A 25966-nucleotide genomic window follows, 5' to 3' on the forward strand; every position below is an offset into this window, starting at 1 on the left:
TTGAAAAACGACCGCACTTGAATAAGTTTAACTCCGACAGGAGCAAATCTGTGAAAGACTTAGTTAAGTTTTTAAAAGCACAATCAAAAACCGCTGAAGATTTTGATGTGATTAAAATCGGTTTAGCCTCACCTGACATGATCCGTTCTTGGTCATACGGTGAAGTTAAAAAACCTGAAACAATCAACTATCGTACCTTTAAACCGGAACGTGACGGTCTTTTCTGTGCCCGTATCTTCGGACCGGTAAAAGATTACGAATGTTTGTGCGGTAAGTACAAACGCTTAAAACACCGCGGTGTGATTTGTGAAAAATGTGGCGTAGAAGTCACGCAAACTAAAGTTCGTCGTGAACGTATGGGGCATATTGAATTAGCCTCACCGGTGGCCCACATTTGGTTCTTAAAATCCCTGCCGTCCCGTATCGGTTTATTGTTAGATATGCCGTTGCGTGATATTGAACGCGTGCTTTATTTTGAATCTTACATTGTGATCGAACCGGGTATGACCGATCTTGAGCGCGGTCAGTTGTTAACCGAAGAACAATACCTTGACGCGGAAGACCGTTGGCAAGATGAGTTCGATGCTAAAATGGGGGCGGAAGCCATTCAAGCCTTATTGCGCGGCATCGATTTGGAAGCGGAATGCGAAAATTTACGCGAAGAATTACAAGAAACCAATTCCGAAACCAAACGTAAGAAAATCACTAAACGCTTAAAATTATTGGAAGCCTTCTTACAGTCCGGCAATAAACCGGAATGGATGGTGATGACCGTATTACCGGTGCTTCCACCGGATTTACGTCCGTTAGTGCCGTTAGACGGCGGTCGTTTTGCGACTTCCGACTTGAACGATTTATACCGTCGTGTCATCAACCGTAACAACCGTTTAAAACGTTTATTAGATTTAATCGCACCGGATATTATCGTGCGTAACGAAAAACGTATGTTACAAGAGTCCGTTGATGCGTTGTTAGATAACGGTCGTCGCGGTCGTGCAATTACCGGTTCTAACCGTCGTCCGTTAAAATCATTAGCGGATATGATTAAAGGTAAACAAGGCCGTTTCCGTCAAAACTTGTTGGGTAAACGTGTTGACTACTCCGGTCGTTCAGTAATTACCGTGGGTCCATACTTACGTTTACACCAATGTGGTTTGCCGAAGAAAATGGCATTGGAATTATTCCGTCCGTTTATCTATGCGAAATTAGAAAGCCGTGGTTATGCAACGACGATTAAAGCCGCGAAGAAAATGGTAGAGCGTGAAGACGCCATCGTTTGGGATATCTTGGCTGAAGTGATTCGTGAACACCCGATTCTATTGAACCGTGCGCCAACATTGCACCGTTTGGGTATCCAAGCGTTTGAACCGATCTTAATCGAAGGTAAAGCGATTCAATTACACCCACTTGTTTGTGCGGCGTTCAACGCGGACTTCGATGGTGACCAAATGGCGGTACACGTACCGTTAACGTTGGAAGCGCAATTAGAAGCGCGTGCGTTAATGATGTCTACGAACAACATCCTTTCTCCGGCAAACGGTGATCCGATTATTGTTCCGTCACAAGACGTGGTGTTGGGGCTTTACTACATGACCCGCGAAAAAGTGAACGGTAAAGGTGAAGGCATGTTATTGCAAGACCCGCGTGAAGCAGAAAAAGCCTATCGTACCGGTCAAGCAGAATTACATTCTCGCGTGAAAGTTCGTATTACAGAGTATGTGAAAAACGAAGCCGGTGAGTTTGAATCCAAAACGACGTTAACCGATACCACTATCGGCCGTGCGATTTTATGGATGATCGCGCCGAAAGGTATGCCGTTTAGCTTGTTTAACCAAACACTTGGTAAAAAAGCGATTTCTAAATTAATTAATGAAAGCTATCGTCGTTTAGGTTTAAAAGCCAGCGTCATGTTTGCAGACCATATTATGTATACCGGTTTTGCTTATGCTGCACGGTCAGGCTCTTCTGTTGGTATCGATGATATGGTCATTCCAGCGAAGAAATACGAAATTATTTCTGCAGCGGAAGAAGAAGTGGCTGAAATCCAGGAACAATTCCAATCCGGTCTTGTGACTGCCGGCGAACGTTATAACAAAGTGATCGACATTTGGGCTGCCGCCAACGAACGTGTTGCTAAAGCCATGATGGAAAACCTTTCTACGGAAGAAGTCATTAACCGTGAAGGGAAACTGGAAAAACAAGCGTCCTTCAACAGCATCTTCATGATGGCGGATTCCGGTGCGCGTGGTTCTGCGGCTCAGATTCGTCAGTTAGCGGGTATGCGTGGTTTGATGGCGCGTCCGGACGGTTCGATTATCGAAACGCCGATTACGGCAAACTTCCGTGAAGGTTTGAACGTTTTACAATACTTTATTTCCACCCACGGTGCGCGTAAAGGTTTGGCGGATACTGCGTTGAAAACAGCGAACTCCGGTTACTTAACCCGTCGTTTGGTTGACGTAGCGCAAGACCTCGTTATCGTAGAAGATGACTGTGGTACACACGAAGGTATCGTGATGACTCCGTTAATCGAAGGTGGCGATGAAAAAGTACCTCTACGCGAACAAGTTTTAGGCCGTGTCGTTGCTGAAGACATCTTAAAACCTGGCTCAGAAGAAGTGTTAATTCCACGCAATACATTATTAGATGAAAAATTGTGTGATGTGTTAGACGAAAACTCCGTGGACAGCGTGAAAGTACGTTCTGTTGTAACCTGTAATACCGACTTCGGTGTGTGTGCGAAATGTTACGGTCGTGACTTAGCGCGCGGTCACCTGATTAACCAAGGTGAAGCCGTGGGTGTTATTGCGGCACAATCTATCGGTGAGCCGGGAACACAGTTAACGATGCGTACGTTCCACATCGGTGGTGCGGCGTCTGCAGCAGCCAAAGAGTCTAGCGTACAAGTGAAAAACAACGGTACATTGCGTTTGGCCAATGCGAAATTCGTTACCAATAATGAAGGCAAATTAGTGTTAACATCTCGTAATACCGAATTAACCGTTGTGGATACCTTTGGTCGTACGAAAGAACACTATAAAGTGCCTTACGGTGCCATTTTGAACAAAGGCGATCAGCAAGATGTGAATGCCGGTGAAACCATTGCTAACTGGGATCCGCATACTATGCCTGTTATCTCTGAAGTAAGCGGTTTTGTAAAATTCGTGGATATCGTGGACGGTTTAACTGTTACCCGTCAAACCGACGAATTAACCGGTCTTTCTTCTATCGTGGTGCAAGACGTGGGTGAACGTGCGACAGCAGGTAAAGACTTACGTCCAGCGATTAAATTGGTTGATGACAAAGGTAATGATATTGTTATTCCGGGTACTGATGTTGTAGCGCAATACTTCTTACCAAGTAAAGCTATCGTGACCCTAGATGACGGCGCAGAAGTGCATATCGGTGATCCGTTAGCACGTATTCCGCAAGAATCCGTGGGAACGAAAGATATTACCGGTGGTCTTCCACGCGTGGCAGACTTGTTTGAAGCGCGTAAACCGAAAGAGCCTGCGATTTTAGCGGAAATCTCCGGTATCGTGTCCTTCGGTAAAGAAACCAAAGGTAAACGTCGCTTGTTGATTACTCCGGCAGAAGGCGAAGTGTACGAAGAAATGATTCCAAAATGGCGTCAATTGAACGTATTCGAAGGTGAAATGGTAGAACGCGGTGATTTAATCTCCGACGGTGCGGAAACACCACATGACATCTTACGTTTACGCGGTGTACACGCGGTAACCGAATATATCGTTAACGAAGTCCAAGAAGTTTACCGCTTACAAGGGGTAAAAATTAACGATAAACACATCGAAGTTATCGTACGCCAAATGTTGCGTAAAGCGATTGTTACCAAAGCTTACGACTCCGAATTCCTTGAAGGGGAACAAGTGGAAGTAGCTCGCGTGAAAATCGTTAACCGTAAACGTGAAGCGGAAGGCAAACCACCGGTGGAATTTGAACGTGAATTATTGGGTATTACCAAAGCGTCCTTGGCAACCGAGTCCTTCATCTCTGCGGCATCCTTCCAAGAAACCACTCGTGTGTTAACGGAAGCAGCGGTAGCAGGTAAACGCGATGAATTACGCGGTTTGAAAGAAAACGTCATCGTGGGTCGTCTGATCCCGGCGGGTACCGGTTTTGCGTATCACCAAAATCGTCACAAAAACCCAGCGGTTATCGCTGATGAAGATGTGCCGGTAAGACTATCGGCCGTGGATGAAGAAGAAATTGCTTCTGAATTCGTTATGACCTCTGAAGATGCTTCCGCCAGCTTAACTGAAATGTTAAACATGGTAGAAGATGACGAGCACGCGGAATAATATTCCCTCGTATAAAAACCCGAGCTAAACCTCGGGTTTTTTTATGGGCATGATTCGCTAAATGAAAAAATACCTTTTATAATGACCGCACTTTTTTCTTCTCAGAACAACAAAGTGCGGTGGAAAATTTAAGCGTTTTTCACGTATTTAAACGGGTGTTAAAAAATGAAATTAATTCAAGCTGAAGACAAGGGTTTTTGGCTTTTTACACAGGGTTCTACCATACATCTTGTTGATGGCAATCTTCCTTTTGGTTCTGCGGCTGAATTAGGTTTAACAGGGCATCATGCGCTTTTTCTTGGGGAGTGGTCAGCGCAACCGTTATATCTCGTGGAGCATCAACTGAATGATGCGCGTGTGTATTTTTCCTTACGTGATCTGCTGTCATTGCCGCAGGAACAATTTAATCTGCTTGCTCGTGGCGTTGAATTAAATCATTTTTACCAAACGCACCAATTTTGTGGCAAGTGCGGTGGCAAAACCGAACAAAAATCGGATGAGTGGGCGGTACAATGTCAAGTTTGCGGCTTTCGTACTTATCCTGTAATCTGCCCTTGTGTGATTGTTGCCGTTCGGCGCGGTTCGCAAATTTTGTTAGCAAATCATATACGCCACAAAGGCGGTATGTACACGACGCTGGCAGGCTTTGTGGAAGTGTGTGAAACCTTTGAAGAGGCTGTGCACCGTGAAGTTTGGGAAGAAACACAGATTAAAGTGAAAAATTTACGCTATGTTGGCAATCAGCCGTGGGCATTTCCTAATTCACAAATGGTGGGCTTTTTGGCTGATTACGCAGCAGGAGAAATTCACGTTCAACCGGAAGAAATCTACGATGCCCAGTGGTTTGATTGCGAACAGCCTTTGCCCGAATTGCCGCCACATGGCACTATTGCGCGTAAATTAATTGAAGCAACGCTTGTTTTATGTCAACAAGATAAAAATAAATCATGAGGTTTTATGAGCACATTAAAAAATGACCGTTATTTAAGAGCCCTTTTACGTCAACCTGTGGATATGACGCCGATTTGGATGATGCGCCAAGCGGGGCGTTATTTGCCGGAATACAAAGCCACTCGTGCGCGAGCCGGTGATTTTATGTCCTTGTGTCGTAATGCGGATTTGGCTTGTGAGGTGACATTACAACCGTTGCGCCGTTATGCTTTGGATGCCGCGATTTTATTTTCCGATATTTTAACGATTCCTGATGCCATGGGACTCGGCTTAAGCTTTGGCGCCGGTGAAGGGCCGAAATTTGAACGGGTCATTGACAGCAAAAGTGCGGTGGAAAATTTACCTATTCCGGATCCGGAACAAGAACTGCAATATGTGATGAATGCGGTGCGCACGATTCGCCGTGAACTCAATGGTGAAGTGCCCCTTATCGGCTTTTCCGGGAGCCCGTGGACATTGGCCACTTATATGGTAGAAGGTGGTTCTTCTAAAGCCTTTACGAAAATTAAAAAAATGCTATATAGCGAACCCCACTTATTACACGCCTTGTTAGATAAACTGGCAGACAGCGTGATTCTTTATTTAAATGCGCAAATTAAAGCCGGCGCCCAGGCGGTCATGGTGTTTGATACGTGGGGCGGCGTGTTGGCGCATCGTGAATATCCGGAATTTTCCTTGCGTTATATGCACAAAATCGTAGATGGTTTGATTCGCGATCATGAGGGGCGTCGTGTGCCGGTCACCTTATTTACCAAAGGTGGCGGATTATGGTTAGAAGCCATTGCTGATACCGGTTGTGATGCGGTGGGCTTGGATTGGTCGGTGGATATCGCTGAGGCACGTCGTCGCGTAGGGCATAAAGTGGCGTTGCAAGGCAACATGGATCCAAGTGTATTATATGCGCCTGCCGGCCGAATTGAAGACGAAGTGCGGTCAATTTTAGCGGCGTTTGGTGAAGGGAGTGGTCACGTATTTAATCTTGGGCATGGCATTCATCAGGATGTGCCGGAAGAAAGCCCGAAAGTGTTGGTAGATGCCGTACATCAACTCTCTAAACCTTATCATCGCTAAAGTGCGGAGAAAAAATGATGCGAAATCCGATTCAGAAACGTTTAGAAAATCTCGCCACTTGGCAACACATGACATTTATGGCTTGTTTGTGTGAGCGAATGTATCCCAACTACCATTTATTCTGCCAAATTACAGAACAACCACAAAACGCCAAGGTGTATCACAATATTTTGAATTTGGTGTGGGAATACTTAACGGTTAAAGATGCCAATATTAATTTTGAAAATCAGTTAGAGAAGTTAGAAAACATTATTCCCGATGTGAATGACTATGATTTTTATGGTGTCGTACCTGCGTTGGATGCCTGTGAGGGGCTTGCTGAAGTGTTGCATACGGTCATCGCCGGCGATTCATGTGTGCAAGCAGTTAAGTTGAGTGAACTTTCTTTGCAAACCGTTGCTGATTTATTGGTCGAGCAAAATGGTCGTGAATTATCCGAAGCAGAACTAAAGGAAACGGAAGAAATTCAGCAGGAATTAGATGTGCAATGGCAGATTTATCGAGCATTGAAAGAGGCTGAAAAACACGACGTTGATTTGATCGCTGATTTAAAAAATGAGTTGCGCGAAGTGGGAATTTCCAATATTTGTATAAAAATTAACCGGTAGTGTGATTTTTTACACAAAAATTAAAAATCGTGCTTTGTTTTCAAGGCAACTTAGATTAAGCTTTGCCTGCACTCACTGCAGTGATTCTGGTTTATTGAATAGGGTATCTTAAAATCCTTATTCAGCCACTGTTAAATTTCTTAAAAAGAAGGTACTAATCCATGAACAAAACAGACTTAATTGATGCTATTGCAAGCGCAGCTGAATTAAATAAAAAACAAGCTAAAGCAGCTTTAGAAGCAACTTTAGACGCAATCACCGGTAGTTTGAAAAAAGGTGAAGCTGTACAATTAATCGGTTTCGGTACATTTAAAGTAAACGCGCGTAAAGCTCGTACCGGTCGTAACCCACAAACCGGCGCAGAAATCAAAATTGCTGCTTCTAAAGTGCCAGCATTCGTTTCTGGTAAAGCATTAAAAGATGCTGTTAAATAATTAGTTCTGATATTTAATCTTCAAACCCTGTTTCCCGTAAACAGGGTTTTTTGTTGCCTATCTTTTTATTTACATCCTTTCTAAATGGCTATAAACTTTCGAACCGAAATTTAACCGGAACTATTTTGGTTTGGAAATGACTAAACGACACATTCAGCCTCGTAATACCCAACAGCGTCGCCACGGCATCATGCAATTATTACTGGAGCGCGGAGAAGTTAGCGTTGATCAGCTTGTCCAATTGTTTGATACATCGGAAGTGACGATTCGTAAAGACTTAACGGTGTTAGAAAACAACGGTTTCTTAGTGCGCCGTTACGGTGGCGCGATCTTGATGCCGCAAGAACTCATTGAAGATGAGCAAGAGGATTTTCTTTCGGAACAAAAGTTGTCAATTGCTAAACGCGCAGCAGAACGTATTTTAGATCACAACCGCATTATTATTGATAGTGGTACTACAACGGCGGCATTGATTAAACAGTTGAATAATAAACAGGGATTGGTGGTGATGACCAACTCTATGTATGTGGCTAACGAACTCCGTTCCCTCGAAAATGAACCCACCTTATTAATGACGGGGGGAACATGGGATAAAGCTTCAGAATCTTTCCAAGGTAAAGTTGCGGAACAAGTATTGCGTTCCTATAACTTTGATCAGTTGTTTATTGGGGCTGATGGGATTGATTTTGATCGAGGAACGACAACGTTTAACGAGTTAGTTGGCTTAAGTCAAGTGATGGCAGATGTGGCTCGTGAAGTGATTGTGATGGTGGAATCACAAAAAATTGGTCGAAAGATGCCTAACGTTGAATTGGTATGGCAACAAATTGATGTGTTGATTACTGATAATTTATTATCGGAAGAGAGTAAAAAACGCATAGAGGCACACGGCGTGGAAGTTATTTGTGCTTAAAAGTGCGGTCGTTTTGATGAGTGTTTTTTTAAATTGAATTTAGGAGAGCAAAATTTATGTGTGGAATTGTTGGTGCAGTCGCTCAACGTGATGTTGCAGAAATTTTAATTAACGGATTACATCGTCTTGAGTATCGCGGTTATGACTCTGCCGGTTTAGCGGTGGTGGATGCACAGCACGAATTACGACGTATTCGTTGCTTAGGTAAGGTCAAAGCGCTTGATGAGGCGGTAGAAAAATCCCCGATTATTGGAGGCACCGGCATTGCGCATACCCGTTGGGCAACCCATGGTGCGCCTTCAGAAGATAACGCCCATCCGCACGTTTCCGGTAATTTCGCCGTAGTGCATAACGGCATTATCGAAAATTATGAAGAATTACGGACATTGCTAAAATCCCGTGGTTATATTTTTACTTCTCAAACCGACACAGAGGTGATTGCGCATTTGGTGGAATGGGAAATGCGCAGTACGGAAAGTTTATTGGCTGCGGTACAAAAAGTCGTGAAGCAACTGACCGGCGCGTATGGTATGGTCGTGATGGATCGCATGCATCCGGAACATTTAGTGGCGGCTCGTTCCGGTAGCCCATTGGTAATTGGTTTAGGGATCGGTGAAAATTTCCTTGCCTCTGATCAACTGGCATTATTGAGTGTCACCCGCCGTTTTATTTATTTAGAAGAAGGCGATATTGCGGAAATTACCCGTCGTTCTGTGGATATTTATGATCGTGATGGCAATCAAGTAGAACGTGGCATGAACGATTCTAATGCCGAAAATGATGCGGCGGAGAAAGGAAAATTCCGTCACTACATGCAGAAAGAAATTTACGAACAACCGACCGCACTGGTAAACACCATGCAAGGGCGTTTGACGCATGATAATTTAGTCATTGAGTCCATCGGCAATGGGGCGAAAGCGATTTTAGAGAACGTAGAACATATCCAAATCGTGGCCTGTGGCACCTCGTACAATTCCGGTATGGTGGCACGTTATTGGTTTGAAAGCTTGGCCGGTATCAGTTGCGATGTGGAAATTGCCTCCGAATTCCGTTATCGCAAGTTTGTGACCCGTCCGAACAGCTTATTGGTCACCATTTCTCAATCCGGTGAGACAGCTGATACCTTAGCGGCATTACGCTTAGCAAAACAAAAAGGCTATATGGCTGCGATGACCATTTGTAACGTGGCCAGTTCCTCGTTGGTGCGCGAATCGGATTTAGCCTTTATGACCCGTGCCGGTGTGGAAATCGGTGTGGCGTCTACCAAAGCCTTTACCACACAGTTAGCCGCGTTATTAATGTTGGTGGTCGCGGTTGGTAAAGCAAAAGGCACGCTCTCGGCTGAGAAAGAACAGGAGATCGTGAAAGCGTTAGAAGCATTACCGGCAGAAATTGAAAAAGCCCTGGCTTTTGATCAACACATTGAGCAGCTCGCGGAAGATTTTGCTGAAAAGAACCATGCGTTATTTTTAGGTCGTGGCGCGTTTTACCCGATAGCCATGGAAGCATCGCTAAAATTAAAAGAAATTTCTTACATTCATGCGGAAGCCTATGCTGCCGGTGAATTAAAACACGGCCCGTTAGCGTTAATTGATGCGGACATGCCGGTGATTGTGGTGGCACCAAACAATGAATTACTGGAGAAAATCAAATCCAATATTGAGGAAGTTCGCGCACGCGGCGGTCAATTGTATGTTTTTGCGGATAAAGAGGCTGGCTTTAGTGAAGCGGAAGGCATGAAAATCATCACTATGCCGACAGTAAATGATATTACTGCACCGATTTATTACACCGTGCCGATGCAACTGTTGGCCTATCACATTGCGCTCATTAAGGGTACCGATGTGGATCAGCCACGTAATTTGGCAAAAGCGGTCACCGTGGAATAATTCCTAAAAACAGTGGAAAAAGAAACCGCACTTTGGTTGTTCAGATCAAAGTGCGGTTGTTTTTTTATGAGGAATTTTACTTCTTAAACGCGCCTAAAATTCCCCGCATAATTTGTTTGGTGATTTGGCTGCGGATATTGCGTCCTACGGCTTTTGCTACACCGCTGACCAATTCTTCCGTCACAGTTAATTGTTCGCCACGTTTTTTCGTACCGAAGATCATGCGGCTGAGGCTACCCATAATGCCGTTTTCTTCTTCCTGCTTGGCTTGTTCCGCTTGTTTTTGCGCCACGGCGGCTAAATCTGCTTGTTGGTTTAACACCTCAAAAGCAGATTCGTTATCCACGTAATCTTTATAGAAGGCATACAAATCGTCGTCTTTCACCCAAGCGGTGCGTTGTTCGGCGGTAATCGGCGCTAATTGGCTTTTCGGTGGGAAAATGTAAGCAATTTCCACCGGTGTCGGCATGCCTTTTTCATCTAAGAACGAGACTAATGCCTGACCTACGCCGAGTGTTGAAATCGTTTCAACCACGTTTATGCTCGGGTTGGAACGGAAGGTTTCCGCAGCTGATTTCACGGCCTTTTGATCGCGTGGCGTAAAGGCGCGCAAGGCGTGTTGTACGCGGTTACCTAATTGACCGAGCACGGTGTCCGGTAAATCCAATGGGTTTTGGGTCACGAAATAAATGCCCACGCCTTTGGAACGAATCAAACGCACAACCTGTTCCACTTTATCCACTAATACACTTGGTGCGCCGTCAAACAGCAAATGTGCTTCGTCAAAGAACATCACGAATTTCGGTTTGTCGGGGTCGCCCACTTCCGGTAGCTGTTCAAACAATTCCGCCATTAACCAAAGCAAGAACGCGCTGTACATACGTGGAGAGTTAATTAATTTTTCCGAATTGAGTACATTGATGACGCCGCGTCCGTCACGGGTTTGTAGCCAGTCATCTAAGTTAAGCGCCGGTTCGCCGAATAAATTTGCCGCCCCCTCATTTTCTAAGGTTAATAAGGCACGTTGAATGGCGCCCACACTGGCGGCAGACACGTTGCCATATTCCACTTGGAAGGTTTTGGCATTTTCCGCCACATATTTCAACATGGCACGCAGATCTTTTAGGTCGATAAGCAATAAGCCTTTGTCATCTGCCACACGGAATACAAGGTTGAGCAAGCCTTCTTGCGTCGCGTTGAGGTTTAATAAACGGGAGAGCAGCAACGGCCCCATTTCGGAAATGGTGGTACGGAGCGGAATGCCGGTTTCGCCGAACACGTCCCAGAAGGAAACAGGATAACCGCTCAAATAGCTTTCGCCGCCTAAATTGAATTGTTCGATACGCTCGGCGATTTTGCCTTGCATCGCGCCCGGTTGCACTAAGCCGGAAAGATCGCCTTTCACATCCACTAAAAACACCGGCACGCCATCGTCACTAAAGGCTTCCGCCATTTTGCGTAATGTCACGGTTTTACCTGTGCCGGTGGCGCCGGCGATTAAACCGTGGCGGTTAGCCATTTTCGCGGTAATGCCGAGTTGTTGGTTTTGGCTGGTTTGGGCGAGTAAATATTGCATATTTTGTTATTCCTAATTGATTGCGTATTGTGCAAAGAATGATATTTAAAAAAGTCAGTGGGGTCAAAAAAGATTATGTTTTTACGGTATAATTTGCCTCATTTCATTTATGCAGTTTGAGGTAACGTATGTCCAATGCGGAAATTTTAGTGATTAAAATCGGTCAAGTGCAGTCTTTAACATTTGCGGATGGTTCGTGTTATGAAAGCGCCATTCGCAAGCAACCGGTAGAAGCTGTGAATATTCATGCGCTAGGGGCGGAAGGCAATGATGTGGGCCTAAAAGCCCATCACGGTGGCGTGGATAAAGCGCTCTTTTTTATGTCGGCAGATTCTTTTTCTGCGTTAAATGCGTTGCTAGATGAAAACTTTTCGTATCAAGGCACGGCGGTTTACGGCGAGAATTTTGTGGTTTCTGAATTGAACGAAGATTCCGTATGCGTAGGAGATCGTTTTCAAATCGGCTCTTGCGTGCTGGAAGTGTCGCAACCGCGTAAACCTTGTGAGCGTTTATCGAAAAATACCAATAATTCAAATACACAACAAACCGTGTATCGTTCCGGTTGGTCGGGCTGGTATGTACGGGTGGTACAAGTGGGCGTAATTCACAGAGGTGATCGGCTGGTATTGTTGAGTCGTCCGCATCCTGAATTTACCATTCGTCATTTGAACCGTTTATTGTCAGCCCCCGAACACGCGGACGAGTTAGAGCAGGCCTTGGCGCTTGAAGTCTTGGCGCCGGCGTTCAAACGTTCTTTAAATTCACAACTGATGAAATTACAAGAAAAACAGAGTTAAACATGACCGCACTTTTAGATTCAGCTTGCCCTTGTCAATCGAATAAATCTTACGAGGATTGTTGTGGGCGTTTTCATACACATACGCAATTCCCTGAAACCGCTGAGCAGCTCATGCGTTCCCGTTATGCCGCTTATGTGCTGAAAAATGTACCTTATATTGTGGAAACCACCGTGCCAAGCCAACAGGCGTTACTCAACGTACAAGCCATTCAAGCATGGGCGGAGGTAACGCAATGGCTGGAATTGCAAATTTTGAATACGGAAAGCTTAACGAAAAACCAAAGTGCGGTGGAATTTCACGCCGTTTTTCAAGGTGAGGAAGGGGAGCAAACTCATCATGAGCGGTCGATTTTTGTGAAAATTGATGGGCGTTGGTATTTTTTCGATCCAACCGTGCCACTGCCGACGATGAAACAACCTTGCGTGTGCGGTTCCGGCAAAAAATTTAAGCATTGTTGCGGAGGCTTTTTATGATTGAGTGGAAAATGTTCTGTACGATCTTTTGGCAGCGTTTTAATCAGAATAAATTAACCCAAGCAGCCGGTTATTTAACTTATAGCACCATGCTTGCCATTGTGCCGTTGATTATGGTGGTGTTTTCTATTTTCTCTGCGTTCCCCGTGTTTAATGAAGTGACGGGTTCCTTGAAAGAATTTATTTTCACCAATTTTGCCCCGTCGGCAAGTGACATGGTGGGGCAATACATTGATGAATTTGTGAATAATTCCAAAAAAATGAGTGCGGTGGGGATTATCAGCTTGATTGTCGTGGCGTTGATGTTGATTAATTCCATCGATCGCACGCTAAACAGCATTTGGCATGATACTGGCACGCGGCCAATTTTCACCTCTTTTGCGATTTATTGGTTGATTCTTACACTTGGTCCGTTGTTAGTTGGCGCCAGTATTGCCGTCAGTGCCTATGTAAAAACCATGTTTGAGAGCGCGTCAAACTTTTCTTTTGGCTTGAAGTTGTTGAGTTTTGTGCCGTTTTTATCCACGTGGTTTATTTTCACGATGATTTATATGGTGGTGCCGAATAAAAAAGTCAGCATCAAACATTCCGCTGCCGGTGCGTTGATTGCCGCGGTGTTTTTCACCTTGGGTAAGCAAGCGTTTGCTTGGTACATCATGACGTTCCCGTCTTATCAATTAATTTATGGTGCGATGGCCACCCTGCCAATTATGTTGCTGTGGATTCAGTTAAGCTGGACGGTCGTGTTGCTCGGCGCGCAATTAGCCGCTGTGTTGGCAGAAGTGCGGTCAAAAAAAATGATGAATTTAGAACAAAGTGAGGAAACAAAATGATCGCATTAATTCAGCGCGTCTCCAGTGCAAAAGTGGAAGTTGACGGTGAAATCGTTGGGCAAATTGGCAAAGGTCTGCTGGTGCTGTTAGGCGTGGAAAAGGATGACGACCGACAAAAGGCAGATAAGTTGGCGGAGAAAGTCCTGAATTATCGTGTTTTCAGCGATGCAGATGACAAGATGAATTTGAACGTGCAACAAGTGGCTGGCGAAGTCTTGGTGGTGTCGCAATTTACCTTGGTGGCGGATACCCAAAAAGGGCTTCGCCCGAGTTTTTCCAAAGGCGCAACACCATCGTTAGCAAACGAACTTTATGAATATTTTACACAAAAGTGCGGTGAAAAAGTGAAAGTGGAATGCGGCCGATTTGCAGCGGATATGCAAGTGAGTCTAGTAAATGAGGGGCCGGTCACATTTTGGCTAAATAGTTAGAACTTGATAAAATCTTTTTGAGTTTTTTGTAGAAGCAATGTTTTTTTTCTGTTAAATTTAAATTCCTTTTGTGATTGATAGAAATTTTTATCCTTCGCATAAATTTATTTTATATCAAATCATTAGTAATGATTTTGTATAAATAATCATCATAAAGAGGTTATTCTATGAATTTTAATACCTATGAAACTCTTGCTTTAGCAGGATTTGTGCTCTTGCTAGGATACTTTTTAGTAAAACGTATCTCCCTATTAAAAAACTACAATATTCCGGAACCTGTTGTTGGCGGCTTTCTTGTCGCGATCATCTTAACGGTATTATATCAAGGTTGGGGTATTTCTTTTACCTTTGATACGGGTTTACAAACATCGATGATGTTAGTCTTTTTCTCTTCTATCGGTTTAAGTGCTAACTTTGCCCGTTTGATTAAAGGTGGAAAACCCTTAATTATTTTTGTGGTTGCCGCAGGGATTTTGATTGCATTACAAAATATAGTCGGTGTTGCCGGTTCTTTGTTGCTTGGGATTGATCCTGCTTACGGTTTGATTGCCGGTTCGGTTACCTTAACCGGTGGTCATGGTACAGGTGCAGCGTGGGCCAAAACCTTTACTGAAACATTTGGCTTACAAGGTGCGACAGAGCTTGCTATGGCCTGTGCGACATTTGGTTTGGTGTCCGGTGGTATTATCGGTGGGCCGGTAGCGCGTCATTTATTGAAAAAAATGCACCGTGATGAAAGCCCGGAAAATGAAGACAATAGCGACATTCAAGAAGCGTTTGAACACCCGACTTTCCAACGTAAAATTAATACCCGTTCATTAATTGAAACCATCACTATGTTGGCGTGTTGTTTACTTATCGGGCAATTCTTAGATGCGCAAACAAAAGGCACCGCACTTGCATTACCTACCTTTGTATGGTGTTTGTTCACCGGGGTAATCATTCGCAACACCTTAACGCACATCTTCAAATTTAATGTGGCGGATGCGGCTGTTGATGTGTTAGGTAACGTTGGGTTGTCTCTGTTCTTGGCTATCGCATTAATGTCTTTGAAATTATGGCAATTGGCCGGCTTGGCATTACCGGTAATGGTAATCTTAGCTGTTCAAGTTGTTTTAATGGCCGCATTTGCAATCTATGTGACTTATCGCATGATGGGCAAAGACTATGATGCGGTTGTGTTAAGTGCAGGTCACTGTGGTTTCGGTCTTGGTGCGACACCAACTGCTGTTGCAAATATGCAAGCAATTACGAGCCGTTTTGGACCATCACACAAAGCATTCTTAATCGTACCAATGGTTGGTGCATTCTTTATTGACCTAGTGAATGCCGCCGTATTGAAAGGCTTTATGGTTGTGGTGACATCCCTGCATTAATTGCTAGGTATTTAGTTATAAAAAAGAACCCTATTGAGAAATCGATAGGGTTCTTTTTTTTGATGGAAACTTTTTAAGTGCGGTCTATTTGAGCGGAATTTTAGTTATTTTTAAGCAGAATATACCCTTTGCCTCTGACGGTTCTAAACCAAGGTAAGCCATTTTCTCGGCTAGGCAATTTTTTGCGTAAATTGGACATATGCATATCTATGGCACGATCAAAAGGCGTTAACAGCTTATTGAGGATCGCCACACTTAATTCTTCACGAGTCATCAATATATTCGGGCGTTTAACGAATTGGAGAAGCAACGCAAATTCAGTATGGGTTAATTCAATTGGGGTGCTACCAAAAAAAAGTTGCTGGGTTTCCGGATGGAGCGTCAATAAATCAAATTTAATTTGTTCTGATGTTGCGGAATGCGGTTCGATAAAGTTGGCTTGTTGCCCACTTCGACGCAAAAGCATTTTTATTCTGATAATGAGTTCATGCGCGTTAAAAGGTTTTACTAAATAGTCATCAGCACCCAGCTCTAAGTACAGGATTCGACTCATCGCATCATTTTGGGCGTTTAAGATGATAAGCGGTGTGGAATAATGTTTCCGGATTTGTTTGAGAGTTGCGATGCCGTTCCATGTGGGAGCAATCACATCTAATAAGATAAGATCGTAAGACAGATCAAGTTGCTGTGCTATTTGATCTGTCTTTGCGATAGTGACCCGGAAACCTTCCAATGTCAGGAAGTTGGCGAGCAATTCAGATAATTCAGTATCATCATCGACAAGTAAGATTTTGGGCATAAAGAAAACCGTGTTTATGTCAATCTATACGATGAAACTTTAAGACTATTACCAGAATTTCCACCAGCTCTTTGAGGGAGCACTTGGTCCGTTGATAATCGTATTATTGACTTCTACTTGGCCGCTATTTGGTAATGGTTTATCTAAATCGACATTAGTCACAATACCACCTTGGTCGAAGTTGACGACCAATGTATGTTGTTCCGGTGTTTCATAAGCTTTTTGTTGTAGGAAAACGTAGTACCAAGTTTGGTTGCTGTATGGATCGATGAGAACCGGTGTACCTAACAAATACTGAACTTGCTGTGCTGTCATACCGGTCTTAACTTGAGCCACAGTTTCTGCTTGCAAGTAGTTGCCTTGCGGCACGTCAATACGATAAACAATTTTGTTAACGCTCGAACAGGCAGTTACGCTGAGTGCCAAAATGAGTGTGGTTAGAACAGATTTGAATTGCATTTTTGCTTTTTATCCTCTGTAAATAGTTGCAATGATCATACTGAAAGTTTAGTGCATTGCCAAATTAATTCAATGCTTTTAACCGGCGCTGTAATTGATCCCGTAAATTCGGTGGAAGCCCTTTGATGGTTAAAGTATCGGCTGCCTCATCCCAAATGATTCGCTGATCAATTAATTCGGCATCAAAGCTAATGGTAACGCCTTTGCCGGAGCCGGAAAATTTGGTCAACGATTTAAGTGCGGTGCGTACCGGCGGAATATTTTCTTCCAGACCGTAGTTTTGTTCTTGGGTAAACGCCATAAAAGGTTGCTGGTTTAGAGTCGGCAGCTCATTGGAAAGTTCCGCTAATTCAATTTCTTCTCCACTGTTTAATTGACCTTTGCAATATTCAAATACTTGTTTTTTCACCGCTTGCGTTTGCTCTCGGTTTAATTCGCCTTGAACACAATAATCATCAACCGCTTGTAATAAGCATTGGTTTTGTACTTGCGGATTTAATCCTTCCTCTGCACCAAGAAAATCCATAAAAAAGTCAGCAATTTTCCGTCCAACGCGACCTTTAATGAAGGTTAAATAGCGGTTTGAGTTTGCATTCAGTTGTAAATCCGTCAAATTAATCCGGGCAGCAATGTCGAATTGGGTAATATCAAGATATTCTGTACGTTGAATTTCTAACTGTTCGTTAACTAGCATACTGATTCGGCTATCTAGCAATGCGATAAATAAATAGTCGGTGGCTAAAAAGTTGTACTGACACAGCACCAATGTACCGTTATCAGCAAAGTTATACTTGCTTAATTCGTTGATGAGTAAATGTGTTGATTCATGACTAAAAGGCAGAAAGTCTAATTCATTTTCCAATAAACGATTCAAACTTTGTGCAAAAATAGATGATTCCTGAAAGATGCCATAGCCTTTGGCTTTATTTTGATAGCCTTGATGAAGTTGTAACATCATTTGTTCCACTTCAGGCGTGATAGCGAGTAGTTGTTCCCGCAAAACAGCGGTTAATTGAGGAGAATTTTCAGCTTCTTCATTAGATTTAACAACTTGATGAAGAATCATTTGTTTAACGGTAATGCTCATAAATTTGCCTCTAAAAAATTTCTGCTATTATAACCGCACTTTTTAACAGAACTAACAAAATATGTTAGGATTAGCGCAATTATCAGTTAATATAAACGGCATTTTAAACCGGTAAATTATCACTATGGCAATCCAATCTAAATATCAAGATAAACAAATCGATGCGATCTTAAATGACATGATTGCAGTGCTTGAGAAACATCAGGCGCCTCTAGACTTATCCTTAATTGTTCTCGGTAACATGACCACAAATTTACTTACCGGTAGCGTGGGCAAACAGCAACAACAAGTCTTAGCGCAAGCATTTTCTGATGCCTTACTCAACTCTATTAAAACGGCAAAATAATTAGCATATGTGGACATTTAAAAGCAGACAATATCGTGAAGAAACCTCACAGAAAATTTCTTGGGGCCACTGGTTTGCTTTTTTTAATATCCTTTGGGCTATTTTCATTGGTGCCCGCTATGCCTTCATCATTGATTGGCCGGATACCTTATTCGGTAAAATTTACTTTTTTATCAGCTTACTTGGGCATTTTAGTTTTATTGTTTTTGCCTTTTATTTGCTGGTCATATTCCCCTTAAGTTTTATCGTTAAAAACCACCGCACTTTTCGTGGGCTAACGGTCATTCTTGCAACGATCGGCAACACTTTGTTGTTGGTGGATAGCGAAGTATTCTTGCGTTTTAACTTGCACTTGTCATCATTAGTCTGGAATCTCTTGGTGAATCCGGAGAACGGGGAATTATCGCGCAACTGGCAAATTTTCTTTGTGCCGATGCCATTGATTTTATTGGTGCAAATGTTGTTTTCTCGCTGGTCTTGGCAAAAACTGCGTAGCTTAGAACGCCAAAAATGGCTAAAAGCAGTGGGCGTCTTCTTTGTTTGCACCTTTAGTGCAACTCACCTAATTTATGCATGGGCAGATGCCTATTTATACCGTCCGATTACCATGCAACGTTCTAATTTCCCGTTGTCTTATCCGATGACGGCACGTTCCTTTTTAGAGAAACACGGTTTCTTAGATAAAGCAGAATATGCACAACGTCTTGCACAAGAAGGGCGATTAGATGCCTTAGCCATCGACTATCCGAAAAATCCGTTAGTCTTTGCTGAGCAACAGGAAAATACCAATATCCTATTAATCACGCTATCAGGCTTGCGCCATGATGTGATTGATGCGGGAAAAATGCCGAATTTGGCACAGTTTGCAGAGAATTCGACACAATTTATCAATCATTACAGCAGTGGAAATAACGATAATACAGGGTTAGTCGGATTGTTTTATGGTCTAAATGGCAGTTATACCGACAGCTTGCTCAGCAATAAAACCCCTTCTGTGTTAGTGGAGCGTTTAACACAACAATATGCGCAAGGCGTGTTTTCTTCTAAAAAGATGGATGCGGGTATTTTCCGTCGTGCCATTTATCCAAAAACGAAGCTTGTTGCGGAGAATGGTAATCAGGCCGCGATTCATTCCTTCACGCGTTGGTTGGATACTGCAAAAACGCAGAATAAACCGTTTTGGGGGCATTTAAGCTTGAATATCGAACCAAATCTTACGCAAGAGAAATATGAGCAGCAGCTGGCAGATATTGATGTGTCATTAGGACAATTGTTGCCCGAGTTAAATTTGCCAAATACCCTTGTGATTATTACTGCTGAGCATGGCTATACGTTCAAAAAATTATCGGAAAAAGAAGAAACAAATTATTTTTCGCGTGATGAAGTGCAAGTGCCAATGATTGTTCACTGGAATGGTTTGGCAACCGGGAAAATCTCCAAGTTAACTTCACATGTGGATTTAGTGCCGGCTTTAATGAAGCATATTTTTAAAGTGAAAAATCCGATTGCTGATTATGCACAAGGGCGAGATTTGTTTGATCTTACGTCTAGTGTGGATTGGGTTTTAGTTTCTAATTATCGTTGGAATGTGATTGTTCAACCGGATGGAACGCAATATCATATTGATAACCGCGGAAATTATGAAAAATATGACCGCACTTATCAAAAAATGTCGTCCGAAAGACCGCCTTTAGGATTGTTTTTAGAAGCCTTTAGTCAGGAGCGTTCTTTTTTAGAAAAATGATGAAATAGTCGCTGACCGATAGCTAAAATCAATTATATTTTTGTAGCAGCGAGTTTTATACTAGCGCGCAATTCCATCAGGACAAATAAGATGTTATTAATTAAAAATCTGAGAATTTTTCATAACATTGTTCGTTATTTCAATGAATTATCATTGAACCTCTTTCTATTTTCAATTAATAAGCCATCCTCTTTCATGAGGATTTTTTTCTATTTGCTCCCTGCCCGTTTCCAAAACTTACTCATTACGGAGTCGTTATGACCAAAAATCACGTTCGTAGTTTTAAAACTTATATTCGGGATGAAATCATCAAAAAAGGGGGCTGGGTAAATGCTCATGCCCACGCGGATCGTGCTTTTACTATGACGCCGGAAAAAATTGGCATTTACCAAAGTTGCAATTTACAACAAAAATGGGACTTGGTGGATGAAGTAAAACGTACGTCTTCCGTGGATGATTACTATGCCCGTTTTTGTCAATCTATCGAATTAATGATTTCTCAAGGGGTAACGGCTTTCGGAACCTTTGTTGATATCGACCCAGTGTGTGAAGATCGGGCGATTATCGCGGCACATAAAGCGCGTGAAGTCTATAAACATGACATCGTATTGAAATTCGCTAACCAAACCTTAAAAGGGGTTATTGAGCCAACTGCACGCAAATGGTTTGATATTGGTTCGGAAATGGTGGATATGATTGGTGGTTTGCCCTATCGCGACGAGCTAGACTATGGTCGCGGTTTAGAAGCGATGGATATTTTGTTGGATAAGGCTAAATCTTTAGGGATTATGTGCCATGTGCATGTGGATCAATTTAACTCGCCAACCGAAATTGAAACCGAACAGCTATGTGACAAAACCATTGAACATGGGATGCAAGGGCGTGTTGTCGCGATTCACGGTATTTCTATCGGTTCACATTCCAAAGAGTATCGCTATCGTTTATATGAAAAAATGCGTCAAGCGCAAATGATGATGATTGCTTGCCCGATGGCATGGATTGATAGTAATCGTAAAGAAGAACTGATGCCTTTCCATAATGCGTTAACACCGGCAGATGAAATGATTCCGGAAGGTATCACGGTAGCGATTGGCACGGATAATATTTGTGATTATATGGTGCCGCTGTGTGAAGGTGACATGTGGCAAGAATTAAGTTTGCTTGCTGCAGGTTGTCGTTTTCCGGATTTAGATGCTATGGTGAATATTGCCAGTATTAATGGTCGTAAAGTTTTGGGATTGGATTAACTCTCTGAGTTCATATCAAAAATACCGAGCAATTGCTCGGTATTTTTGATTAAAGTGCGGTCATTTTTGGCTGAGTTTTTCTTCTTTCTTCACTTCATCCCAAAGCACATCCATTTCCATTAAGCTTGCATCTTCAAGGCGACGGTTTTGTTGTTTTAATTTCTCTTCGACTTTACGGAAACGTTGTTCAAACTTTTGGTTGGCTTTGCGCAGGGTTTCTTCTGCTTGACAGTGTATATGACGACTTAGATTGACGGTTGCAAAGAGCAAATCCCCCATTTCCTCTTCAATTTTTGCCTGGTCTTGTGGCTGACGTGCGAGTTCTTGTTTGACCTCTTGTAATTCCTCTTCTACCTTGGAAAAGACCGGCGCGATGTTATCCCAATCGAATCCGATTTTTGAGCAGCGTTTTTGTAATTTTTCTGCCCGCATTAAGGCGGGAAAAGACTCTGGAATATTATCTAAAATCGAAGTATGTCCAAGTGTTTTGTGTTCTTCGGCTTTCATCGCATTCCAATTTTGTAAAGCTTCTTGCTCATTTTTTGCGTGTTTATCCCCAAACACATGAGGGTGGCGCCGAACGATCTTTTCGGCTACGTTTTGTACGACGTGGTCAAACGTAAATTTATTTTCTTCCGTCGCAAGTTGACTCAGAAATACCACTTGGAGCAATAAATCGCCCAATTCTTCTTTTAGATTTTCAACATCATTTTTTTCAATCGCTTCAATGACTTCATAAGTTTCTTCTTTTAAACAAGAAATCATGGAATGATAGTTTTGTTTAATATCCCACGGACAGCCATTTATAGGATCGCGTAATTGGGCAATTAATTTTAAAAAGTCGTTTATTGAATAGGTCATATTTTTGAAAATAGAGAGAAAAAGGAGACAAAATAATAACATAAAAGACATTTAGGATCTTTTTTCCAAAATGTGATCTTGCACATATTTTTTCTTGAAACCTAGTGATACTATACTGATGAAGATTAATTAACCCTGATCGGATAAGGAGTCGATTATGTATAAACATGTATTAGTTGCAGTAGATCTTTCAGAAGAAAGTCCAATTCTCTTGAAAAAAGCGGTGGGTGTTGCAAAACGTCACGATGCGAAATTATCTATTATCCATGTTGATGTAAATTTTTCGGATCTTTATACAGGGCTGATTGATGTAAATATGGTGTCAATGCAGGATCGTATTTCCAGTGAAACGCAACAAGCGTTATTACAATTAGCAGAACAAGCGGGTTATCCGATCAATGAAAAACTTAGCGGTAGTGGCGATTTAGGTCAAGTGTTGACGGATGCTATCGAACAATATGATGTTGATTTATTGGTAACAGGACACCATCAAGATTTCTGGAGTAAATTGATGTCTTCTACTCGTCAGGTGATGAACTCAATTACCATTGATATGCTCGTAGTTCCTCTTCGTGAAGAATGATTACAAAGCGTAGCCAGTTATTAAAAATATTATAAAAACCGACCGCACTTTCACGAGTTCAGAGCGTAAGTGCGGTTTTATTTTCTCTATTATTAGAAAATAAAGTGTGCGGTATAAAAAGTTTTTTTATAAATTTCAAAAATATGTAAGAATACAGAGTTACTCCGTGAATTGACGGTATTTAATAAGATTTAAAAGCTAAGGCGTGTACATGAAAACAACAGCACAAATTCGACAGTCGTACCTTGATTTTTTCCATAGTAAAGGGCATCAAGTTGTAGCAAGTAGTTCTTTGGTTCCAGACAATGATCCGACGTTATTATTTACCAACGCCGGGATGAACCAATTTAAAAATGTTTTTTTAGGATTAGAAAAACGCCCTTATACTCGAGCAACTACAGCACAACGCTGTGTACGCGCGGGGGGAAAACATAACGATTTAGAAAATGTGGGGTATACCGCCAGACACCATACTTTCTTTGAAATGTTAGGTAATTTCAGCTTTGGTGATTATTTTAAACAAGATGCAATTCATTACGGTTGGGAATTTTTAACTTCACCACAATGGTTGGGCTTACCGAAAGAAAGATTATGGGTGACTGTGTACGAAACCGATGATGAAGCCTATAACATTTGGCATAAAGAAATCGGTATTCCTGCAGAGCGTATTATTCGTATTGGCGACAACAAAGGCGCACCTTATGCGTCGGATAACTTCTGGCAAATGGGCGATACTGGTCCTTGTGGTCCTTGTACTGAAATTTTCTACGATCATGGTGATCATATTTGGGGTGGTCCTCCGGGTTCTCCTGAAGAGGATGGTGACCGTTATATTGAAATCTGGAACATCGTGTTCATGCAATTTAACCGCCATGCTGACGGCACAATGGAGAAACTTCCAAAACCGTCTGTGGATACCGGTATGGGGTTGGAACGAATCAGTGCCGTATTGCAACACGTCAACTCCAACTATGATATTGATATTTTTAAAACCTTAATTGCCAAAGTGGCAGAGTTAACCGGCGAGAAAGATTTAGCCAATAAATCATTACGTGTTATTGCCGACCATATTCGTTCTTGCGCTTATTTAATTGCTGACGGTGTGGTTCCTTCCAATGAAGGGCGTGGTTATGTCCTTCGTCGTATTATTCGTCGCGCAGTACGTCATGGGCATTTACTCGGTGCAACAGAAGCATTCTTCTACAAACTCGTCCCAACACTGATTGATGTGATGGCGGAAGCGGGTGAAGAGGTGAAAAAACAGCAAGCGACAGTGGAAAAATTCTTGCGCTTGGAAGAAGAACAATTTGCTCGCACATTAGAACGTGGTTTGACCTTGTTGGATGAAGCATTGGCCAATGTAAAAGAGAATATCTTGTCTGGTGAAGTGGCATTCAAGTTATATGATACCTATGGTTTCCCACTGGATTTAACTGCAGATGTTTGCCGTGAGCGTGGTATTGCGATTGATGAAGAAGGTTTCGAGCGTGAAATGGAATTGCAACGCGTTCGCGCACAATCTGCAAGTCAATTCGGCATGGACTATAACAGTGTAATCCGTGTTGACGGGACAACTCGTTTTGAAGGATATACCGAGTCAGAAACACTGGCAAAAGTGACCGCACTTTTCCATGAGGGAAATTCGGTGGAATCGATTTCAGCGGGTCAAAGCGCCGTAGTTATTTTAGATAATACGCCGTTCTATGCAGAATCCGGTGGCCAAATTGGTGATATCGGTCGTTTAGAAGGCAATGGTTTTTGTTTTGACGTAAAAGACACTCAAAAATATGGTCAAGTGTTTGGTCATATTGGTGAGCTTACCCAAGGTAGTTTATCTGTTGGGCAGTCTGTAAATGCAGTGGTTGACGATGTTCGCCGTCAACGTATTTCGTTAAATCACTCCGCAACACACTTGTTGCATGCTGCATTACGTCAAGTATTAGGTGAACATGTCGCGCAAAAAGGCTCACTTGTTTCCGATACGTTGTTACGTTTTGACTTTGCTCAACATGAAGCAATTAGCAAAACACAATTAGCTGAAGTTGAACGTATTGTGAACCAGCAAGTGAGAGCAAATAATCCAATCCAAACCGACATTATGGAGTTGGAAGCCGCAAAAGCAAAAGGTGCGATGGCGTTATTCGGTGAGAAGTATTCCGAACAAGTTCGTGTCCTCACAATGGGTGATTTCTCTATTGAGTTGTGTGGTGGTATTCATGCAAAACGTACGGGAGATATCGGATTATTTAAAATCGTCACAGAAACTGCTGTGGCAGCAGGTATTCGTCGAATTGAAGCGATTACCGGTGAAACTGCGATTGAATGGTTACAACATCAACAAACTTTATTGAATCAAAGCGCTGAATTACTGAAATCGGACGTTAATTCCGTTACGGATAAGATTTCTCTGTTGCAAGATAGATGTAAGAAAGTTGAGAAAGAGTTACAAACATTAAAAGAAAAAGCTGCACTTCAGGCCGGTAATGACTTGGCGAAAAGTGCGGTCGAAATTAATGGTGTTTCTGTGATTGTGCAGCAGCTTGATGGTATTGAAGCGAAGTCTTTACGCGCAATGGTTGATAGCCTGAAAAATCAATTAGGCTCTGCCGTCGTGGTGTTTGCTTCCGCGTTGGATGAAAAAGTTAACTTAATTGTTGGCGTAACTCAGGATCTAACTGCCAAAGTAAAAGCCGGTGAGCTTGTGAATTTAATGGCTCAACAAGTCGGTGGTAAAGGCGGTGGTCGCCCGGATATGGCAATGGCCGGAGGTACTGAACCACAAAATATCAACAAAGCATTATCCGTTTGCTCTGATTGGTTAAAAGCAAATTTGTAATCTTTGTTTCTTGTTAATTAATTATGGGCACTTATGATTTCATGAGTGCCAAAGTACAAAGTATTGTTTAATGTTTGATAGGGATGTTGGAAGCAAAATAGGGAAGTTGGAAATAAACTATAAAAGGTGAGGAGTTTATATGCTGATCTTAACCCGTAAAGTTGGCGAGAGCTTGCTCATCGGCGATGATGTTTCTATCACGATTCTCAATATACGAGGCAACCAAGTAAAAATTGGCATGCAAGCCCCCAAGGATGTTTCTGTTCATAGAGAAGAAATTTACCAGCGTATTCATCAAGCTAAGGATGAAAACAAAGCATAGTAGCAAAT

At 42.5% G+C, this 25966-nt stretch carries 23 protein-coding genes; 18 read left to right on the forward strand and 5 right to left on the reverse strand.

The genetic code is table 11. The annotated features are described in order from the left end of the window. Positions 1 to 50: 50 nt before the first annotated feature. From rpoC to glmS, 7 genes are all read left to right on the forward strand, one after another. Positions 51 to 4319, forward strand: coding sequence for a DNA-directed RNA polymerase subunit beta' (rpoC, locus tag AC30SH_RS00785; RefSeq protein ID WP_212510065.1), 4269 nt, complete (start codon positions 51 to 53; stop codon positions 4317 to 4319). Positions 4320 to 4484: 165 nt separating this feature from the next. Continuing rightward, entirely contained in the window at positions 4485 to 5270 is a 786-nt protein-coding gene (nudC, locus tag AC30SH_RS00790; protein ID WP_489581959.1) for an NAD(+) diphosphatase, read from the forward strand. A gap of 6 nt (positions 5271 to 5276) precedes the next feature. After that, positions 5277 to 6341: a uroporphyrinogen decarboxylase gene (gene hemE / locus AC30SH_RS00795; protein WP_489581960.1), complete on the forward strand. Its 1065-nt coding sequence runs from the start codon at positions 5277 to 5279 to the stop codon at positions 6339 to 6341. A gap of 17 nt (positions 6342 to 6358) precedes the next feature. Continuing rightward, the gene (locus AC30SH_RS00800) at positions 6359 to 6949 is read left to right on the forward strand and encodes a YjaG family protein (protein ID WP_489582387.1); all 591 of its coding nucleotides are present in this window, start codon (positions 6359 to 6361) and stop codon (positions 6947 to 6949) included. A gap of 161 nt (positions 6950 to 7110) precedes the next feature. Next, on the forward strand, positions 7111 to 7383 hold the full coding sequence (locus AC30SH_RS00805) for an HU family DNA-binding protein (protein ID WP_006719659.1): 273 nt from the start codon (positions 7111 to 7113) through the stop codon (positions 7381 to 7383). 136 nt (positions 7384 to 7519) lie between these two features. Continuing rightward, a complete protein-coding gene (locus tag AC30SH_RS00810) occupies positions 7520 to 8296 on the forward strand; it encodes a DeoR/GlpR family DNA-binding transcription regulator (RefSeq protein WP_489581961.1) in 777 nt (258 codons plus the stop codon). Positions 8297 to 8352: 56 nt separating this feature from the next. After that, positions 8353 to 10185 (forward strand): glutamine--fructose-6-phosphate transaminase (isomerizing), encoded by a 1833-nt coding sequence (glmS, locus tag AC30SH_RS00815; protein ID WP_489581962.1) that lies wholly within the window; start codon positions 8353 to 8355, stop codon positions 10183 to 10185. Between the two features lie 76 nt (positions 10186 to 10261). Here glmS and AC30SH_RS00820 read toward each other — a convergent pair whose 3' ends face one another. After that, a complete protein-coding gene (locus AC30SH_RS00820) occupies positions 10262 to 11761 on the reverse strand; it encodes a helicase HerA-like C-terminal domain-containing protein (protein WP_489581963.1) in 1500 nt (499 codons plus the stop codon). 128 nt (positions 11762 to 11889) lie between these two features. Between AC30SH_RS00820 and AC30SH_RS00825 the strand changes: the two genes are divergently transcribed. The 5 genes from AC30SH_RS00825 (at position 11890) to gltS (ending at position 15674) form a co-directional block, all read left to right on the forward strand. Beyond that, positions 11890 to 12558: an MOSC domain-containing protein gene (locus AC30SH_RS00825; RefSeq protein WP_489581964.1), complete on the forward strand. Its 669-nt coding sequence runs from the start codon at positions 11890 to 11892 to the stop codon at positions 12556 to 12558. Positions 12559 to 12560: 2 nt separating this feature from the next. Beyond that, complete coding sequence (locus AC30SH_RS00830; protein ID WP_489581965.1) at positions 12561 to 13034, forward strand: YchJ family protein; 474 nt, start codon at positions 12561 to 12563, stop codon at positions 13032 to 13034. Then, positions 13031 to 13867: a virulence factor BrkB family protein gene (locus tag AC30SH_RS00835; RefSeq protein WP_489581966.1), complete on the forward strand. Its 837-nt coding sequence runs from the start codon at positions 13031 to 13033 to the stop codon at positions 13865 to 13867. The genes AC30SH_RS00830 and AC30SH_RS00835 overlap by 4 nt, the downstream gene beginning before the upstream one ends. Further along, entirely contained in the window at positions 13864 to 14298 is a 435-nt protein-coding gene (dtd, locus tag AC30SH_RS00840; protein WP_212510057.1) for a D-aminoacyl-tRNA deacylase, read from the forward strand. Before AC30SH_RS00835 ends, dtd begins: the two co-directional genes overlap by 4 nt. A 167-nt stretch (positions 14299 to 14465) precedes the next feature. Next, positions 14466 to 15674 carry a sodium/glutamate symporter gene (gene gltS / locus AC30SH_RS00845; RefSeq protein WP_212510056.1) on the forward strand — a complete coding sequence of 403 codons (1209 nt, stop codon included), beginning with the start codon at positions 14466 to 14468 and terminating at the stop codon, positions 15672 to 15674. Between the two features lie 100 nt (positions 15675 to 15774). On the opposite strand, the gene AC30SH_RS00850 is transcribed toward gltS, so the two are convergent. The 3 genes from AC30SH_RS00850 to yejK all read right to left on the reverse strand — a co-directional run bounded on the left by AC30SH_RS00850 (position 15775) and on the right by yejK (position 18019). Next, on the reverse strand, positions 15775 to 16473 hold the full coding sequence (locus AC30SH_RS00850; RefSeq protein ID WP_212510055.1) for a response regulator: 699 nt from the start codon (positions 16471 to 16473) through the stop codon (positions 15775 to 15777). A 48-nt stretch (positions 16474 to 16521) separates the two neighbouring features. After that, on the reverse strand, positions 16522 to 16932 hold the full coding sequence (gene bamE / locus AC30SH_RS00855; protein WP_212510054.1) for an outer membrane protein assembly factor BamE: 411 nt from the start codon (positions 16930 to 16932) through the stop codon (positions 16522 to 16524). Between the two features lie 64 nt (positions 16933 to 16996). Then, positions 16997 to 18019, reverse strand: a complete 1023-nt coding sequence (gene yejK / locus AC30SH_RS00860; protein ID WP_315027625.1) for a nucleoid-associated protein YejK — start codon at positions 18017 to 18019, stop codon at positions 16997 to 16999. Positions 18020 to 18143: 124 nt separating this feature from the next. Between yejK and AC30SH_RS00865 the strand changes: the two genes are divergently transcribed. The 3 genes from AC30SH_RS00865 to AC30SH_RS00875 all read left to right on the forward strand — a co-directional run bounded on the left by AC30SH_RS00865 (position 18144) and on the right by AC30SH_RS00875 (position 21356). Further along, positions 18144 to 18365: a YejL family protein gene (locus tag AC30SH_RS00865; protein ID WP_109128789.1), complete on the forward strand. Its 222-nt coding sequence runs from the start codon at positions 18144 to 18146 to the stop codon at positions 18363 to 18365. Positions 18366 to 18372: 7 nt separating this feature from the next. Continuing rightward, complete coding sequence (locus tag AC30SH_RS00870; RefSeq protein ID WP_314885841.1) at positions 18373 to 20109, forward strand: DUF3413 domain-containing protein; 1737 nt, start codon at positions 18373 to 18375, stop codon at positions 20107 to 20109. 257 nt (positions 20110 to 20366) lie between these two features. Beyond that, positions 20367 to 21356 (forward strand): amidohydrolase family protein, encoded by a 990-nt coding sequence (locus AC30SH_RS00875; protein WP_006719629.1) that lies wholly within the window; start codon positions 20367 to 20369, stop codon positions 21354 to 21356. 60 nt (positions 21357 to 21416) lie between these two features. On the opposite strand, the gene mazG is transcribed toward AC30SH_RS00875, so the two are convergent. Then, entirely contained in the window at positions 21417 to 22217 is an 801-nt protein-coding gene (gene mazG / locus AC30SH_RS00880; RefSeq protein WP_314885852.1) for a nucleoside triphosphate pyrophosphohydrolase, read from the reverse strand. Between the two features lie 157 nt (positions 22218 to 22374). On the opposite strand from mazG, the gene uspA reads away from it, so the two are divergent. The 3 genes from uspA to csrA all read left to right on the forward strand — a co-directional run bounded on the left by uspA (position 22375) and on the right by csrA (position 25958). Beyond that, positions 22375 to 22800, forward strand: coding sequence for a universal stress protein UspA (gene uspA, locus AC30SH_RS00885; RefSeq protein ID WP_006719626.1), 426 nt, complete (start codon positions 22375 to 22377; stop codon positions 22798 to 22800). A 211-nt stretch (positions 22801 to 23011) separates the two neighbouring features. Next, complete coding sequence (gene alaS / locus AC30SH_RS00890) at positions 23012 to 25636, forward strand: alanine--tRNA ligase (protein ID WP_314885842.1); 2625 nt, start codon at positions 23012 to 23014, stop codon at positions 25634 to 25636. A 139-nt stretch (positions 25637 to 25775) separates the two neighbouring features. Continuing rightward, on the forward strand, positions 25776 to 25958 hold the full coding sequence (gene csrA, locus AC30SH_RS00895) for a carbon storage regulator CsrA (protein ID WP_489581967.1): 183 nt from the start codon (positions 25776 to 25778) through the stop codon (positions 25956 to 25958). The last annotated feature ends 8 nt before the right edge of the window (positions 25959 to 25966 follow it).

This window comes from Aggregatibacter sp. HK296, from assembly GCF_980469475.1.

Bases quoted from the DNA above. Each gene is read 5' to 3' on its own strand.
- nudC (WP_489581959.1), top strand. From the start codon at position 4,485: ATGAAATTAATTCAAGCTGAAGACAAGGGTTTTTGGCTTTTTACACAG.
- hemE (WP_489581960.1), top strand. From the start codon at position 5,277: ATGAGCACATTAAAAAATGACCGTTATTTAAGAGCCCTTTTACGTCAA.
- AC30SH_RS00800 (WP_489582387.1), top strand. From the start codon at position 6,359: ATGCGAAATCCGATTCAGAAACGTTTAGAAAATCTCGCCACTTGGCAA.
- AC30SH_RS00805 (WP_006719659.1), top strand. From the start codon at position 7,111: ATGAACAAAACAGACTTAATTGATGCTATTGCAAGCGCAGCTGAATTA.
- AC30SH_RS00810 (WP_489581961.1), top strand. From the start codon at position 7,520: ATGACTAAACGACACATTCAGCCTCGTAATACCCAACAGCGTCGCCAC.
- glmS (WP_489581962.1), top strand. From the start codon at position 8,353: ATGTGTGGAATTGTTGGTGCAGTCGCTCAACGTGATGTTGCAGAAATT.
- AC30SH_RS00820 (WP_489581963.1), bottom strand. From the start codon at position 11,761: ATGCAATATTTACTCGCCCAAACCAGCCAAAACCAACAACTCGGCATT.
- AC30SH_RS00825 (WP_489581964.1), top strand. From the start codon at position 11,890: ATGTCCAATGCGGAAATTTTAGTGATTAAAATCGGTCAAGTGCAGTCT.
- AC30SH_RS00830 (WP_489581965.1), top strand. From the start codon at position 12,561: ATGACCGCACTTTTAGATTCAGCTTGCCCTTGTCAATCGAATAAATCT.
- AC30SH_RS00835 (WP_489581966.1), top strand. From the start codon at position 13,031: ATGATTGAGTGGAAAATGTTCTGTACGATCTTTTGGCAGCGTTTTAAT.
- dtd (WP_212510057.1), top strand. From the start codon at position 13,864: ATGATCGCATTAATTCAGCGCGTCTCCAGTGCAAAAGTGGAAGTTGAC.
- gltS (WP_212510056.1), top strand. From the start codon at position 14,466: ATGAATTTTAATACCTATGAAACTCTTGCTTTAGCAGGATTTGTGCTC.
- AC30SH_RS00850 (WP_212510055.1), bottom strand. From the start codon at position 16,473: ATGCCCAAAATCTTACTTGTCGATGATGATACTGAATTATCTGAATTG.
- bamE (WP_212510054.1), bottom strand. From the start codon at position 16,932: ATGCAATTCAAATCTGTTCTAACCACACTCATTTTGGCACTCAGCGTA.
- yejK (WP_315027625.1), bottom strand. From the start codon at position 18,019: ATGAGCATTACCGTTAAACAAATGATTCTTCATCAAGTTGTTAAATCT.
- AC30SH_RS00865 (WP_109128789.1), top strand. From the start codon at position 18,144: ATGGCAATCCAATCTAAATATCAAGATAAACAAATCGATGCGATCTTA.
- AC30SH_RS00870 (WP_314885841.1), top strand. From the start codon at position 18,373: ATGTGGACATTTAAAAGCAGACAATATCGTGAAGAAACCTCACAGAAA.
- AC30SH_RS00875 (WP_006719629.1), top strand. From the start codon at position 20,367: ATGACCAAAAATCACGTTCGTAGTTTTAAAACTTATATTCGGGATGAA.
- mazG (WP_314885852.1), bottom strand. From the start codon at position 22,217: ATGACCTATTCAATAAACGACTTTTTAAAATTAATTGCCCAATTACGC.
- uspA (WP_006719626.1), top strand. From the start codon at position 22,375: ATGTATAAACATGTATTAGTTGCAGTAGATCTTTCAGAAGAAAGTCCA.
- alaS (WP_314885842.1), top strand. From the start codon at position 23,012: ATGAAAACAACAGCACAAATTCGACAGTCGTACCTTGATTTTTTCCAT.
- csrA (WP_489581967.1), top strand. From the start codon at position 25,776: ATGCTGATCTTAACCCGTAAAGTTGGCGAGAGCTTGCTCATCGGCGAT.